The 16,227-nt window shown below is 35.1% G+C and carries 14 protein-coding genes; 1 reads left to right on the forward strand and 13 read right to left on the reverse strand.

The features are described 5' to 3' along the window. Nucleotides 1-660: 660 nt before the first annotated feature. Both BUA03_RS11760 and BUA03_RS11765 read right to left on the reverse strand, forming a co-directional pair. Nucleotides 661-1,470, reverse strand: coding sequence for a lysophospholipid acyltransferase family protein (locus BUA03_RS11760; RefSeq protein WP_066082396.1), 810 nt, complete (start codon nt 1,468-1,470; stop codon nt 661-663). An 87-nt stretch (nt 1,471-1,557) separates the two neighbouring features. Then, nucleotides 1,558-2,202, reverse strand: a complete 645-nt coding sequence (locus BUA03_RS11765) for an NUDIX hydrolase (RefSeq protein WP_066082398.1) — start codon at nt 2,200-2,202, stop codon at nt 1,558-1,560. A gap of 93 nt (nt 2,203-2,295) precedes the next feature. On the opposite strand from BUA03_RS11765, the gene BUA03_RS11770 reads away from it, so the two are divergent. Next, a complete protein-coding gene (locus tag BUA03_RS11770; RefSeq protein WP_066082400.1) occupies nt 2,296-2,736 on the forward strand; it encodes a DUF4268 domain-containing protein in 441 nt (146 codons plus the stop codon). A 51-nt stretch (nt 2,737-2,787) separates the two neighbouring features. On the opposite strand, the gene BUA03_RS11775 is transcribed toward BUA03_RS11770, so the two are convergent. From BUA03_RS11775 to guaA, 11 genes are all read right to left on the reverse strand, one after another. Continuing rightward, nucleotides 2,788-3,192 (reverse strand): hypothetical protein, encoded by a 405-nt coding sequence (locus BUA03_RS11775; RefSeq protein WP_066082401.1) that lies wholly within the window; start codon nt 3,190-3,192, stop codon nt 2,788-2,790. Nucleotides 3,193-3,195: 3 nt separating this feature from the next. Beyond that, complete coding sequence (locus BUA03_RS11780) at nt 3,196-4,140, reverse strand: NAD(P)H-dependent flavin oxidoreductase (RefSeq protein WP_066082403.1); 945 nt, start codon at nt 4,138-4,140, stop codon at nt 3,196-3,198. Nucleotides 4,141-4,155: 15 nt separating this feature from the next. Beyond that, entirely contained in the window at nt 4,156-5,769 is a 1,614-nt protein-coding gene (locus tag BUA03_RS11785) for a S8 family peptidase (RefSeq protein ID WP_066082404.1), read from the reverse strand. A gap of 129 nt (nt 5,770-5,898) precedes the next feature. Then, entirely contained in the window at nt 5,899-7,086 is a 1,188-nt protein-coding gene (gene mnmA / locus BUA03_RS11790) for a tRNA 2-thiouridine(34) synthase MnmA (protein WP_066082407.1), read from the reverse strand. Nucleotides 7,087-7,158: 72 nt separating this feature from the next. Further along, entirely contained in the window at nt 7,159-7,875 is a 717-nt protein-coding gene (locus tag BUA03_RS11795) for a toxin-antitoxin system YwqK family antitoxin (protein ID WP_066082409.1), read from the reverse strand. A 292-nt stretch (nt 7,876-8,167) separates the two neighbouring features. Further along, nucleotides 8,168-10,072 (reverse strand): membrane protein insertase YidC, encoded by a 1,905-nt coding sequence (yidC, locus tag BUA03_RS11800; protein WP_066082411.1) that lies wholly within the window; start codon nt 10,070-10,072, stop codon nt 8,168-8,170. Between the two features lie 54 nt (nt 10,073-10,126). After that, entirely contained in the window at nt 10,127-11,740 is a 1,614-nt protein-coding gene (locus BUA03_RS11805) for a CTP synthase (protein WP_066082413.1), read from the reverse strand. A gap of 73 nt (nt 11,741-11,813) precedes the next feature. Next, nucleotides 11,814-12,047: a DUF3820 family protein gene (locus BUA03_RS11810; protein ID WP_066082415.1), complete on the reverse strand. Its 234-nt coding sequence runs from the start codon at nt 12,045-12,047 to the stop codon at nt 11,814-11,816. Between the two features lie 67 nt (nt 12,048-12,114). After that, a complete protein-coding gene (locus BUA03_RS11815) occupies nt 12,115-12,516 on the reverse strand; it encodes an OsmC family protein (protein ID WP_066082417.1) in 402 nt (133 codons plus the stop codon). Between the two features lie 99 nt (nt 12,517-12,615). Further along, nucleotides 12,616-14,559, reverse strand: coding sequence for an amino acid ABC transporter substrate-binding protein (locus BUA03_RS11820; protein WP_066082418.1), 1,944 nt, complete (start codon nt 14,557-14,559; stop codon nt 12,616-12,618). Between the two features lie 119 nt (nt 14,560-14,678). Beyond that, a complete protein-coding gene (guaA, locus tag BUA03_RS11825; RefSeq protein WP_066082421.1) occupies nt 14,679-16,208 on the reverse strand; it encodes a glutamine-hydrolyzing GMP synthase in 1,530 nt (509 codons plus the stop codon). Between the last annotated feature and the right edge of the window lie 19 nt (nt 16,209-16,227).

Here is a 16,227-nt window from a genome sequence, read left to right on the forward strand (position 1 = left end):
TATTTAAAGGAACGTTTGCCGTTGTTGCGGGTGCAAAACTAACACCTTTATACCGTTATTCAAGCTTTTTATTCGCTTTTTTTTATCGCTTTCTTTATACCGCCTTTAACTCGCTGAAAATACGCTTCTTGAAAAAAAAGTTTTTTCTGATCTCTCGCTTCACTTCCTAAGCAAAGCATGCGAAAATGACCAAAATCTAGTTTTTTTATCATTATATCCCTCTAGGAGCGATTGGAAATGCAATCCCTTTGAGACATTTATTGGTTCTCTAAGTCGCTTTGGTAGGATCACAGACAGGATTATCCTGAAATTAGGTCCTTTGCCTGCACTATCATCTGAGATAGGTTAAGCTTTTTATCGTCTGGGCAGTTGTTCCTTGTTTGTTTATTGCGGTACTTATTATAGGAAGACATTTTATACCTACCTATATATAAGGTACACCGAATTCTAAATCAATTATACAACTCCCCGCGTTAGGGATAGTAGCGCAAAGCCCGCAGCCAAGTGAAGTGTAACGCAACTTGACGAGGACTTGTAGCGAATAGCCCGGCCCTTTATAAAAAAGAGGCTACTACCCATTTAGATAATAGCCTCTTTTTTATAATGGGAAACGCCCAAGTTATTATTATTACTAGGTTCACGCATTTATTAAACCGCTGCTTAATATTCCCACCGGCGTGTTTTATTCAATTCTTCTTGTTCTTTGATAATTTCAGTTGGTATCACTTTGAGGAATGAACAATGTTGCTCTATAGCATATTCGATTTTTTCAACAATTTCCTCAACGGTATCCATATCGTAATCAATATCCAAAGGCTCTTTAATAATGAAGGATTGAAGTATGCCTTTCTTTTTCATACGCAATCCTTTTTTATCAAATGAACGACGGAAGCCATCGATCACAATAGGAACAACAATGGGTCTGTGCTGTTTTATAATATGAGCCGTTCCTTTACGAACTGGCTTAAACGATTTAGTTGTCCCTTGAGGAAAAGTTATAACCCAACCGTCTTTTAAAGCAATTTTAATGTTTTCAGTATCATCTGGATTAATGTCTTTTTTCTCTAAAACATCAATTCCCTTAGCTCTCCAAGTCCTTTCGACTGTAATTGCGCCTGCATAAGCCATAATTCGCGGCAACAACCCTGCCTGCATTGTTTCTTTTGCAGCTACATAATAAATGTTCATTTTTGGCTGCCAGAGATAACATACATTTTTAATAGAATCATCACGACCGCTGAGACTTGCATTAAAAACATGGAACATTGCTACAACATCAGCAAAGTACGTTTGATGATTCGAAATAAAAAGAACATTAGTATTGGGTAAATTCCTTATAATTTCTGAACCTTCAATTTGCAATTCGTTGAAACCTCTATATCGCCGATGCGTGATGGCTCCAAAAATCCTAATTAACCATTTCTTTAAAAACAGTATGTGACCAAAAGGATTTCTCTTAAATAACCCCATAAAATTATATGTTTTTTATATTAAGCAAACCTACGAAATTAATTTTTGATTGTTTTAGTATTCTAAAATCGTTGCTTACCATCCAATTCAAGAATATAGCACTTTTTTTAAAACTTCTTTCAATTCGCTAAGCATCATTGCTGTTGCTCCCCAAACGATGTGATTTTCAATTTTAAAAGCAGGAACATTACTCTCAACTGAATAGGATGTTGAAATCTTAGTCTCAACAACAATTGAATCACTTAAAAAAATAGACAGCGGCAATTCAATTATGTCCGCTACCTCTGAAGGCTGCGGTACAAATACTAGTTCGTCTTTACTAATGCCTAAAAAAGGATGCACCATAAAGTTACTGGGTGGTATATATAATTGTGTAAAAGGTTTAACTATTTGTATTTTATCTGGATGAATGCCAACCTCCTCGTGGGTTTCGCGCAACGCTGTGTAAGCAAAATTCTCATCCTCGACTTCGTATTTACCTCCTGGAAAGGCAATTTGAGCAGAATGCACCCCTTTGCATGAATTCCGAACAATCAATACCAGATGTGTAATTTCATTTTTAGGATAAAAAAGCATCATTACTGCAGCTATTCTTGCATTTTTATCGCTAAAATTAATTTGTTTTACACTTTGTAAGCGCTCCAATGGTGCCATTTTAATGTGTGCATCAAAGGCAGGGAGCTTTACATCAAGTATTTTAGGAACAATCTGTAAAAATTCTTGAAAATCCATAATCAAAGTCTATTTTTGCACATTGAAATTTAATATAAATATAGTCTAGAAAATACCGTTACACAAATTTTCTGATACCAAAAGTCATACACGATGTACAGCAAAGAAGAAACACAAAGGTTAAAACGCGAATTCTGGGTTGAATTTTCGGAAAAATTCCCTCGGAAATGGTTGTTGTACGACACTAAGATCAAAGATTTTTCTTTTAAATTTTATGTAGATAATAAAAAGGCTCAAGTTTTAATAGCTATAGAACAGCGAAGCGATGAAAAAAGAATTGCTTATTTTGAAAAACTGGAATCTTTAAAAAACATTCTGGAAGAGGAATTCATTAAAGATTTGGTTTTTGAAAGAGAGCACACATTGGAAAGTGGTAAAACGATTAGCCTTATTTGGGTTGAAAAACTAGGCGTTGGCGTTAGTAACAGAAAATACTGGCAGGAAATTTTTGAATTTTACAATGATAAAATGAATGCCTTGGAGCTATTTTATTCAGAGTATGACGGATATATTAAAGATATTGAAAAATTTTAAAAACGAGTAAGAAAACATAAATAGGAATGTATTATTCAACTTGAGATTCAATCACATATTGAATATATTATAAAGTATTATCCTATTACCATAATTAATGTACAGTTGTTTTCTATTTTCTTGCTTTTTTCTGGTAATGATCGACACTGTACAATCGACTCCCTCGTTATCTTTACATGTAAATGTATAAACGGTATCTGTTTCATTTTCCTCAATAGGTTGGTACTCTACAATCTCAAAAAGTTGGATAATTTGAGAATAAACGACAATTCTACTTTTATTGGTATCTAATGTAATTAAAATATTAACTAAATTTAAATCAGACCATTTCCCCCATTTCCCTTTTTCATTTTTCTCTAAAACACTAAAGCCTGAAGTTTTAAACTTATAGTTTTGTCCATAAGAATGTTGTACTCCTAGAATCAAAAAAAGTAGAATAATATATCTTTTTATCATGGCTTAAAATTGAAAATTGGTTGCCTCTGTTCTTGCGCATTCAAAATCGGCAATCATTTCTTGGATGATTTCAGCAGCTGGTTTTATCTCGTGAATAAGACCTGCAATTTGACCGATTTCTAACTCTCCTTCGATTAAATCGCCTTCAAACATGCCTCTTTTTGCTCTAGCTCTTCCTAATAACGTAACTATTTCATCTTTTGTTGGACAAGTTTCATATAAATCCTGTACCTCTTGATAAAACTTATTTTTAATTAACCGAACGGGAGCAAGTTCCTTCAATGTTAATTGCGTATCTCCCTCCTTAACCTTTACAATCGTTTCCTTGAAATTATCATGAGCTGACGATTCTATTGACGCAGCAAATCTACTCCCAACTTGAACTCCATCCGCACCAAGAACCATGGCTGCCAGCATGCCGCGACCGGTAGCAATACCTCCGGCAGCAATCAACGGAATTGAAATTTTTTCTTTCACCATAGGAATAAGTGTCAGTGTTGTGGTTTCCTCTCTACCGTTATGGCCTCCAGCTTCAAATCCTTCGGCAACAATTGCGTCTACACCAGCATCTTCTGCTTTCAATGCAAAAACGGAGCTACTTACGACATGCACTACCGTTACCCCATTTTGTTTCAAGAATGACGTCCATGTTTTTGGATTACCCGCTGATGTAAAAACTATTCTAACCCCTTCCTCTACGATAATTTTCATTATTTCCTCAATGTTGGGATACAACATTGGAACATTTACTCCAAATGGTTTTGAAGTAGCTTTTTTACATTTTTGAATGTGTTGTCGCAAGACTTCGGGGTACATAGAACCAGCACCAATAAGTCCTAAACCACCAGCGTTACTCACGGCACTAGCTAATTTATAACCACTATTCCAGATCATTCCGCCTTGAATGATAGGATATTTAATTTTGAAAAGTTCGGTGATTTTATTCATGTGGTATTGATGCTGTTATTTTTTTATTATTTTTCCACTTGTAGAGAAATTGTCGGATTCCAATTTATAAAGATACATTCCTTGATTCAACGCTTTTAAAGAAATTACAGCTGATTGAGGCGTTACTTTTTGTTCTAAAATTTTCTGTCCTAAAATAGTATAAATAAAAACGGTTCCACTTTCAAATTTTGTTGGCAAAGAAACGGAAATAGAATCAGTGGTTGGATTGGGATAAATTATGAAGTCATCTTTAGAAAAAGTCTCCGTAGACAATTGGTTGCGAACAATCAGTCCAAAATCAGGAATTCCATATCCATACTGATTGTTGGGAGTTAAAAATTTATCGGATGATTGAAGCACCAATTCTTTAATTTGTTGATTTGTTTTTTGTGGAAATGCTTGCCATAAACAAGCCACCATCCCAGCCATTATTGGCCCAGAAAAAGAAGTCCCATTTGCAGTTACAATATTCCCAGCTGCATCTGAAACAACTGCAGCTTGACCTTGCGCCATGATGTCGGGTTTTATTCTACCGTCAGATGAGGGCCCTACTGAACTAAAGGAGGTAACTATTTCTGCTGAGTTCACTGCCCCTACAGCAATCACGGAAACAGCATCTGCAGGTACGGCAACATGTGGATCAGATGTACCACCTGAATTACCCGCCGAAGTCACCAGAATCATTCCTCTGCTAAATGCAATTTCCGCACCTCTAGACATGAATGCTGTTGTACCATTCATTTCACTATAGGTATGGTTGTATGCTTCGTTATCAAAATCAAAATATCCTAAAGAGGTATTGATAATATCTACCCCTAAACTATCTGCTTTTTCTGCTGCTTCAACCCAAAGGGATTCTTCCACAGGATTTTCAGATGTATCATCTTCTGTTATAAATAAATAATAGGAAGCATCTGGGGCTGTTCCCACTAATGAATTTTCTTTATAACCTCCCATTGCGGAGAGTACAGAGGTTCCATGCGAGACACCAGTGTAAAAATCTGGATTTCTCAACACAAAATTATAACCACCCAAAATTTGGTCATTGGTTCTTAATTTTTGGAAAGGTTGTGTTGTATTGACACCGGGAAAGCCTGCATCCATAATAGCAATTACTTTTCCGGAGCCCGTGTAGTTTTGTTGGTGCATTACTTGCCCGTTGAGCATTTGGATCTGATTTGAAGAGCTTCCATACGCATAATCCACTTTTGTCTTCTTGGTCTTATTCCCTTGCTTTACCTTACTTGATTTCGCGATTTTACCAATTTGATTTAACGACTTATCAGCAAAATCAACTTTACTGACAAATGAAAGCAGTGCTAAGTCGTGTATTTTAGCCTGTGTTCCTCGTACATGAAGCGCATTTAGCCATTTAGATTTAGCCATTACAGTAATACCGGTGGTCGCTTTTACTTGAGTACTATAAGAAGCCTCAACTGGAACATCTTTAAAATCTAAAAGAATATTTTGACTGCTTCTTCTATCTAATGCTCTCTGAGAAAGCATTTTCAATGGTGCATCGACATAGGATTGAAAACTAGGCTTTGCATTGAAATATACCCAAGCATCCTGCTGCGAAAAACCGGCAGTTGTAGCCCATAATAAAATAAATATATAGAATTTTCTCATCGGTGTCGTCATTTGTTTGCCATCAAGATTTCAACATTAGTGCATTGAATCGTGAACAAAGCTATATTTATTTTATTCTTTCATTTCTAGGTAAACTAACTGTTAGATTTCCGTAATTTAAGACACAAACTAAGAAATTACTCCCGAACCTATTAATTCATCTCCTACGTACCAAGCTGCAAATTGTCCTTCGGTTATTGCTGATTGAGGTTCATCAAAAGCCACGAACATTCCGTTTTCAAATTGATGCAAGGTGGCGCTTTGCAAGGGCTGTCTGTATCGGATTCTAGCCATTACCTGCATAGTCTCTCCTTTGGCTAGAGCCAAATCTTTACGAATCCAATGTACTTCCTCTTTTTCAATACGTAACGCTTTCTTAAATAATCCGGGATGCTGACTTGTTAATCCGGTATAAATCGTATTGGTCTCCACATTAGTAGCTATAATAAATAATGGATCCGTTGTACCACCAACATTTAAGCCTTTTCGTTGCCCAATGGTGAAATAATGAGCTCCTTGATGCTTTCCTACTATCTTTCCCATTTCTGGGGTATAGGAAATTTTTTCAGCCTCCAATTTTACATCTTCTTCAAAACTTAGGCCTACTTTTTTCTCCAAGTTGTAAATAGGGTCATCTTTATCAATTTGGATAATAACGCCCACTTTGGGTTGTAATTTTTGTTGTAAAAAATCTGGCAACCGTACTTTTCCAATGAAACATAACCCTTGTGAATCTTTCTTTTCAGCAGTAATCAAATCCATTTGTCCAGCAATTTCTCGAACTTCTGGCTTTGTCAATTCTCCGATTGGAAACAACGATTTTGATAATTGTTCCTGTGACAATTGGCAAAGGAAATACGATTGGTCTTTGTTAGTGTCCGCACCTGCTTTTAGCTGAAATACCGTTTGACCGTTCACTTCGATTTCGCTTTTTTGACAATAATGCCCTGTAGCAACAAAATCAGCGCCAAGACTTAAGGCAATTTTCATAAAAACATCAAATTTTATTTCGCGATTACAAAGTACATCTGGGTTTGGAGTGCGCCCTTTTTCATATTCGTTGAACATATAGTCCACGATTTTCTCTTTATATTCTTCACTTAAATCGACTGTTTGAAAAGGAATCCCTAATTTTTCTGCTACTAACAACGCATCATTACTATCTTCCAGCCAAGGACACTCATTAGAAATAGTAACAGAATCGTCATGCCAATTCTTCATAAAAAGACCAATCACTTCATATCCTTGCTGTTGCAACAAATATGCAGCAACACTTGAATCTACTCCCCCTGAAAGTCCAACAACAACACGCTTCATCTTCACAAAATTATAATTTTATAAGGTTGCAAAGTTACAAAAGATTTATAACAGTATTAGTTAAGAGTTTCGTTATTTGTTTTTGCCTTTTACTGCCTTTTCTTGAAAATTCATATTGGTTTCTTTGATCAGCTTTCCCTTTTCAAAAAACTGCCAAATTCCGGATTTTTTTCCATTTAAAAATTGTCCTTTGGAAGCTAAATTACCAGTAGACTCCTTGAAAATTGCTGCACCGTGATACAAATTATTCTTGAAATTAGATTCTTCCAGCAACACTCCCTTCTCTGTGTATTTTTTATAAAAACCATTTTTCAAATTGTTTTTATAATTAATTTCTTCTGCTACTTTGCCACTAGAATAAAAAACTGTGCGAAGCCCCTCTAGTTTTCCTTTACTATAATTTTCGGTGGTCATTGTGTTTTTGGAGGCCAAGTGGTAATATTTCCACTGTCCTTCAAATAATTTATTTACCACTTTACCTTCACTAACTTTATTGTTTTTTTGATCATAAAAAATGGTGAATGCTGAATTATCTATTGGATTAAACTCTCTAGTAGCAATTACCGACTTAGCTTTGGTATCATCATAAAAATTAAAAATTCCTGTTTCTTTACCGTGATCAAAACTCCCTTCATATCTTGGTCGTTTTGATTCCTCATAAAACCCTTTCCATACTCCATGTTTTTTTCCTTTTTCGTCTACTTTGTTAAAATCAGCTTGCGACAGGCAATTTTGACAGAAAAGCACACTAATTAAAAGGGTAAAAAACTTAATTTGATATTTTTTCATCACTACTTTATATTTATACACTATTATAGAACTAAAATTGTACTCTTTTATTTTAAGCAAATTTACAAATTTACTACACTAGGAGTTTATTCAAATATGCTGAGTCATACAGCTAAATTATTGAGAACTAATAAAAGTCCAAATCAATAGCTTCACTAAATCTCATTAAATTATTGTTGCTTCCTTATCTAATCAATACGGAATCACTCGAGAGCTAAATCCTGAATCCTATTTAAGTTCAGGACAAATTGAACAAAAAAAAGCTCTCATTTCTGAGAGCTTTTTAGATAAATTATTTTTTATTTTTATCCTTTGCTTTTTGAGCTTCAGCTTGTTCCATAACTTCTTGCAATTTTTTCTGGAATTTACCTTGTTTTTTTGGCTCCTTTAATTTGTTTTCTTGAATTTGAGTATGAATCTTATCACTATCGATAAAGTATCTTTTGATTACAATCATAATTCCAATAGTAATTAGATTCGAAATAAAGTTATACAAACTCAATCCTGCACCATAACTATTGAAGAAAAACAACATCATGATTGGCGAAACATAGATCATAATTTTCATCATCTTAGCCATATCTGGCATTCCCTCTTGTTGTGGAGCAGCCATTTGCTGGTCACCAGATGTCATCTTCATGTAAAAGAAAATGGCTATCGAGGCAAGTACGGGAAACAAACTGATGTGATTTCCATAAAATGGAATATAGAAAGGCAATCTAATTACCTCATCAAAAGAAGATAAATCATCTGCCCAAAGGAAGCTTTTTTGTCTCAACTCAAAAGCCGATGGAAAAAACTGAAACGATGCATACATAAATGGAAGCTGTATCAATGCCGGAATACAACCTGCCATAGGATTTACTCCTGCTTTGTTGTACAACTTCATTGTTTCCTGTTGTTTCTTCATTGGGTCTTTTTTGAATTTTTCTCCCAATTCTGTTATTTCAGGACGCAATACTTTCATCTTAGCTTGTGATAAGAAAGACTTGAAAGTGATAGGCGACATCGCAATTTTGATGATGATAGTAAACACAATAATTGCAATTCCATAAGCAATGTAAGAACTTAGGAATCCAAATAATGGAATAAAAATAAACTTATTGATCCATCCGAAAATCCCCCAACCCAATGAGATAATTTTTTCAAGATTTTTATCATAATGCTTTAAAGTCTTGTAGTCAGTGGGACCAAAATACCAACTCATTTTATAATCTAATTCACCATTAGTAAAAGCTAACGGAATATTTGCCTTGAACTGTTTTGTAAACAATGTATCTACTTTGTCATCCTGAACTAAATTCTCTGATTTTAATTTAGCCGTTTCAAATGGAGTTTTTGTCAATAGAATTGTAGAGAAAAAATGTTGCTTGAAAGCCACGAAAGTTCCCTTTTGCACGTCTGATTCTTCTGTTTGACCTAAACCTGAATAATCAATTTTACCGTCTTCATGCTCAAAATAGATTTCAGTGTAACGATTTTCATAAGAAACACTTTTCTCATTTCTGTAGGTTTTCAAATTCCATTCTAAATCCAATGGTTTTGCCGTATTCAATACTTTATTCAATCCTTGGGAACGAATATCAAAACCAATCATATAATCGTTTGGTTTCAAAATGTATTTGTATTCTAAGAATTCGTTGGCTCCTGCTTTCAACTTCATTGATAAAACCTGATCTACTCCAACTTTCGTTAAAGTAGGTTCAAAAAACAAATCTTTAGAATTCAGAGTACGGTTATCGCTAGTCAGCAATTGTACATTTAAATTAGCATTATTGTCTTTAATTAATTGAACTAACTGCCCCGAGCCTTTCTTGAATCTCTCGAATTGTTTCAAGGTAGCTTCAACAATATAACCACCTTTATTAGCAATAGTCAACTTTACCAATTCGTTTTCGATAGTTGTAAGACCTGCTTTAGCAGAGGGAAGTGTTGCAGAATAAGCAAAATTTCCTAAGTTTTTTTGTAATTGGGCAATTTGTGTAGAATCTCCCGTTGCTACTGCAACAGTTGCTTTGGCTACCGTTTTAGCTTCTAACTCTTTTGCTTTCGCTTCTTTAATTACCAACTCTTTTTGAGTTTTTTCAGCTGCAACCACTTTCGGGTCTGGTTGATTTTGGTACATGATAAAAACCAAAATACCAAAAATTAATGCAAAACCTATAATTGAATTGAGGTCAAATTTTTTTTGTTCCATTATAATTAAAAAAAGTTTTAAGTTTAAGTTGTACTGAAACTAATGCGTTTCTAGTTATTTTTTCTTTGCCTTAACGGCTGCTGCCACAAAATTCACAAAAAGAGGATGCGGATTCGCAACCGTACTTTTGTATTCCGGATGGTATTGAACCCCGATGAAAAAAGGATGGTCTTCTATTTCTATAATTTCAACTAATCCCGTATCCGGATTAACTCCTGAGGCGATCAATCCTGCATTTTGCAATTGTGCTACGTATTTGCTATTGTACTCATAGCGATGACGATGACGTTCTGAAATCGTTTCTTTTCCGTATATTTTATACGCCAATGAATCTTTTTTGATATCGCATTTCCATGCTCCTAAACGCATAGTACCCCCTTTATCGGTAATCGTTTTTTGTTCCTCCATTAAGTTTACAACTGGATGAGCGGTATGTTCATTCATTTCTGTAGAATTAGCATCTGCATAGCCTAAAACATTTCTTGAATATTCAATTATTGCCATTTGCATACCCAAACAAATCCCAAAAAATGGCACTTTATTTTCACGAGCATACTGAACTGCAGCAATTTTCCCTTCTATTCCTCTTTCTCCAAAACCTGGTGCCACAAGTATTGCATCTAAACCAGAAAACTTATCGCTTATATTACTGGCGTCAATATGTTCTGAGTGGATAGAAATCACATTTACTTTCGTTTCATTTGCAGCTCCAGCATGAATAAAAGCCTCTAAAATAGATTTGTAGCAATCCTGCATTTCTACATATTTACCAATCAAACCAATATTAACAGTATGCTTTGGATTTTTCAATCGGCGTAAAAAAGTATTCCAGTTTTTCAAGTCCGGTGCTGCTTTTTTAGGCAAATCTAATTTTTTCAAAGCCACAACGTCAAGTCCTTCTTCCAACATTAAATTAGGCACTTCATAAATAGTAGAAGCATCTATGGATTGAATAACGGCTTCTCTTTTTACATTACAAAATAAAGCTAATTTATTTCGCAATTCTTCCGAAATTTCATGCTCTGTTCTGCACACTAAAATGTCTGCTTTTATCCCACTTTCCATCAAAGTTTTCACAGAATGCTGCGTTGGCTTTGTTTTTAACTCCCCCGCAGCAGCCAGATAAGGCACTAAAGTAAGATGAATAACAATTCCATTGTGCTCTCCTAATTCCCACACTAGTTGTCGAACGGATTCTATGTAAGGTAAAGATTCAATATCCCCAACAGTTCCTCCAATTTCAGTAATTACAATATCATAATCGCCAGAATTTCCCAGCAATTGCATTCTTTCTTTGATTTCATTGGTGATATGAGGAACAACTTGCACTGTTTTCCCTAAAAACTCGCCTCTTCGTTCCTTTTCAATAACGGAAAGATATATTCGCCCTGTAGTTACATTATTGGCTTGAGAAGTAGGAACATTAAGAAAACGTTCGTAATGTCCTAAATCTAAATCCGTTTCAGCACCATCATCAGTTACATAACATTCCCCATGTTCATAAGGATTTAATGTTCCGGGATCTACATTAATATACGGGTCAAACTTTTGGATGGTTGTACGGTATCCTCTTGCTTGTAACAATTTTGCCAACGATGCAGCAATGATTCCTTTCCCTAAAGAAGAAGTCACACCGCCAGTAACAAAAATATATTTCGTTTGATTCATTCTATTGTTGTTTGTGTTGTAGTTGTGTAAAAAAACGTGGCAAAAGTACAATTATAAATTGTCAAATTGAAAATTAAATCGGTTTTGGGTACCGTTTTTTTATATTTCGAATTAACTCTTCTAGACCATTGAGTTTTAGTTCATAAATTAATTTCAATTGTTCTCCTAATTCTCCCTTAGGAAATCCTTTATTACTGTACCAGACAATATAATATTCCGGAATATCAATAAGAAACCACCCTTCATATTTGCCAAAAGGCATTTTAGTGTGAGCGAGTTTTATAAGTTGTTTTTGGTTTTGATCCATGAAGAAAGGCTGGGGAAATTTGAAGTTAGAAAGGGGTTTAGATATTTCAAAGCTCAACCCTATTTAATTATTTCCAATTGAACGTTATTCTCTTTTCGATTTCAGGGTGTAAACTTAAGAAAACAGGACATGTCATTGCTGCTCTTTCGAACATTATTCTATTTTTTTTATCTTCAGTTCCATACATTTCAAAGATAATTTCTATTGCACCAATGCGTCTAGGTTCTGCATTCATTATTTTAATAACTTCAGCGGTAGAACCTTTCAAATCCACTGCTAAATCTCTAGCCTTTATTCCCATAATAGTCATCATACACGTTGCCAAAGCATTAGCAACTGTATCTGTTGGAGAAAAAGCCTCCCCTTTCCCATTGTTATCTACTGGTGCATCTGAAAGAATTTCGGTGCCAGATTGCAAATGAATCGAAGATGTTCTCAAATCCCCCAAATAAGTTACTATTGATGTCATGTTTGCTATTATTCATTTTTTATTCGTCCCCGCACCAATCGAGAGTGCGTTGCGTTGAAACTTTATTAGTGCTGCGTACATTTCTGGCAGGTATACTTGTTAGTTGGCTTCTTTTATGGTCAAATCTGTGTCGTAGTATAAAATATAGATTCCTTTATTGATATAACCTCCATCTCCTTTTTTATAAAATTCAAATTTATTGTCGATTTGTTGAGTTGCGGTACTATCAATTGTTTCTTGGTATTTTACATCTTGTGACATACGCAGCATGGTATCAAAGGTAACATCAAATCCTCTCGTAGCAAAGTCACTAGGGTCAATCTTGTTTTTCTTTCTAAACTCTTTTTGAAAAATCAAAGCCTCGGGAGATACGTTTTCTCGAGTAACTGAAGGATACATTAATTTCAATTTTGTCAGATTTACGTAACTAATTTCATCGGTATCTAATGTTTCATTTGGCTCCAGAATAACCAGTTGCACTTTGTACGATGACATAGCACCTAACATAGTGGCTATCGTTGCTTTTATCATTCCAGTATTTGCTGTTTCCATCACTACATAATTCATTTTATCTTTTACAAACAAGCCTTTCAGATTTTCAGGTGATACGCTACCGTTTGAGTTAAGTGCTGAAAAGCGCACGTCTTTGTGATTTTCTTTAATATACTGAATGACAGATCCTTTCTTTCTATCAACTACTGCCAGTATATTACCGCCTTTTGAACGCATGTAATCGAACATGGCATTTTTGACTGCATCTGGATCTGGGATTGATTGAAAAATATTAGCAAAGGACACACCTAAGTCTTTTGACAATGGCGATATAACGGGCACTTGATTTGGCATTAAAATTTCGGCAGTTTTTTCGACATTACTTTGATAGAAAGGACCAATAATAGCGTCTGACACTTCTAAATTATTGTTTTTTATCAGTGACGCAACTGCAGAACTGTTTTTCGTTTCCTCTGAATCCAATATGTTTATCTCAAAGTTGAGCCCTAATGTTTTGGCAGAATCAATAGCCATCAAAGCACCTGCATAAAAATCCAACGTCATATTTAGGAATTTATCTTTTTTCAAGCGCGTAACCATCGAATTAACGGTATCACCTTCAATTTTTGAAACATTAAAAGGCAAAAGAAGGGTTAATTTTTTTCTGTTAAGGTTTGCACTACCTTTTGACAGTTCCGTGTATTCTTTTTTATTTTCTGGAGTAAGCACTGTTGTTGCAGGAATTTTCAAAACCATACCTTCAATTACACCTTGTGCTAAGTCTGGATTAATTGCTATCAATTCCTCTTGAGTCACACCCGTCATTTTTGATAGGCTGTACATGGTCTCTTTCGACTTGACGACATAATTCACGTAATTGTTTGCAGGAATAGATTTTACAGAATTGATGACAACAGTCTCTTTTTTAGGTTCCGAGGCTTTAGAAATTTTATCAGTTTTAGGAACTTTCCCTTTAATTAATAATTTAAATCCTTCTGGCAAATTAGCTACCACTTCAGGATTCTTGCGCTCTAGTTCTTCAATGGTTATTGCGTATTGCCTAGCAATTGAATACTTTGTTTCTTTTGGAAGTACGTAATGATAAACTACTTTTTCTGGGATTTCAGCTGTATTTTTTTGAAATTTATTGGAAGGAATAGTAAGCGTCTGACCTATTTGAAGTCCTTCATTTTCCAGAAATGGATTGGCTTGTTTTAAGTCTTCATCAGAAACACCATATTTTTTTTCAATACCGTATAAAGTTTCTTTAGGCAGGACCTGATGCGTTACAGCCACACTACCTTTTTTACTTGGAAGGACGGCTAATTGTTTACCAGAACTTTTAGGAATTAGTAAAACACTATTTGGTTTTAATCCAGTTTGTGCATCCGGATTCAATTGATAAATATCATACGGAGTAACCTTATATTTTTGTGCAATCTGACTGATTGTTTCCCCTTTTTCGACCTTGTGTGTAGTTATTTTACTTTGTGCAAAAACAGTAAAATTAAAACACAAAGCCGTCATGCAAATCGCAAAAATATATTTCATCACTTTTATTTATAAATTATTTAATAAAGTAACGGTATCAAATTTTATTCCAAAAATCTGATACCGTTTTATAACGAACATTCGAACTAGCTGTTCTAAGGATATAAAAAACTAAATTATTATTCCCATTCAATAGTTGCCGGTGGTTTTGAACTGATATCGTAGACCACTCTATTTACTCCTCTTACTTTATTGATAATATCATTAGACACTTTCATCAAGAAATCATAAGGTAAATGTACCCAGTCAGCTGTCATGCCGTCCGTAGATTCTACAGCGCGAAGTGCCACCACTTTTTCATACGTTCGCTCATCACCCATAACTCCAACACTGTTTACGGGAAGCAAAATTGCTCCTGCTTGCCATACTTTATCGTACAAGCCCCAAGATTTTAATCCATCAATAAACACGGCATCCACATCTTGTAAAATTTGAACCTTTTCAGGTGTAATATCTCCTAAAATTCTAATGGATAATCCTGGTCCAGGAAAAGGATGTCTCCCTAATAACTCTGGATCTATTCCTAAGGAGGCTCCCACTCTACGTACTTCATCTTTAAAAAGCATGCGAAGTGGCTCCACAATTTTTAGTTTCATATAATCTGGTAATCCACCTACATTATGATGCGATTTTATAGTTGCTGATGGTCCTTTTACAGAGACCGATTCGATAACATCAGGATATATTGTTCCTTGCGCCAACCATTTAACATCTTTGATAAGATGTGACTCATCATCAAAAACTTCGATAAAGACACGACCTATTATTTTTCGTTTTGTCTCTGGATCACTCACTCCAGCTAATTCGCTTAAAAAACGATCACCAGCATCTACTCCTTTTACGTTTAAACCCATTCCTTTGTACTGATCCAATACACTTTGATATTCGTTCTTACGAAGCAAACCATTATTAACAAAAATACAATATAGATTTTTGCCAATTGCCTGATGCAATAGAACTGCCGCTACAGTGGAATCTACTCCTCCTGAAAGTCCTAGAACTACTTTATCATCTTGTAATTTCTCTTTCAATTCTGCTACCATTTCGCTAACAAAAGCTTTTGGTGTAAAATTTTGATGCACTTCTGCTATTTTAACTAAAAAGTTTTCTAACATTTTTGATCCATCCGTAGAGTGAAAAACTTCAGGATGGTATTGTATACCATAAGTTGTTTCCCCTTCTATTCGATACGCTGCAAATTCCACATCATGTGTACTTGCCAGTTTTACTCCATTTGAAGGTAGTACTTTTACACTATCGCTGTGACTCATCCAGACTTGACTATTCTCTGAAACTCCTTCAAAGAAAACTTCATCCTCTTTTATGTAAGACAAATTAGCTCTACCATATTCTCTTGTATTTGAAGCGGCTACTTCACCACCACTAAAATGAGCTAAGTATTGTGCTCCGTAGCATACGGCAAGCACTGGTAATTTACCTCTAATTTGAGATAAATCAGGATGTGGCGCATCATCTGCTCGCACAGAAAAAGGGCTACCTCCAAGAATTACTGCTTTGTAAGAAGACAAATCACTCGGAAAATGATTGTATGGGAAGATTTCGCAGAATATATTTAATTCGCGAACTCTACGCGCAATAAGTTGTGTGTATTGCGATCCGAAATCTAAAATAAGTACGTTGTGTTGCATGCGCAAAAATACTTTTTAT

Source organism: Flavobacterium fryxellicola (genome assembly GCF_900143245.1).
Classification (GTDB): Bacteria; Bacteroidota; Bacteroidia; order Flavobacteriales; family Flavobacteriaceae; genus Flavobacterium; species Flavobacterium fryxellicola.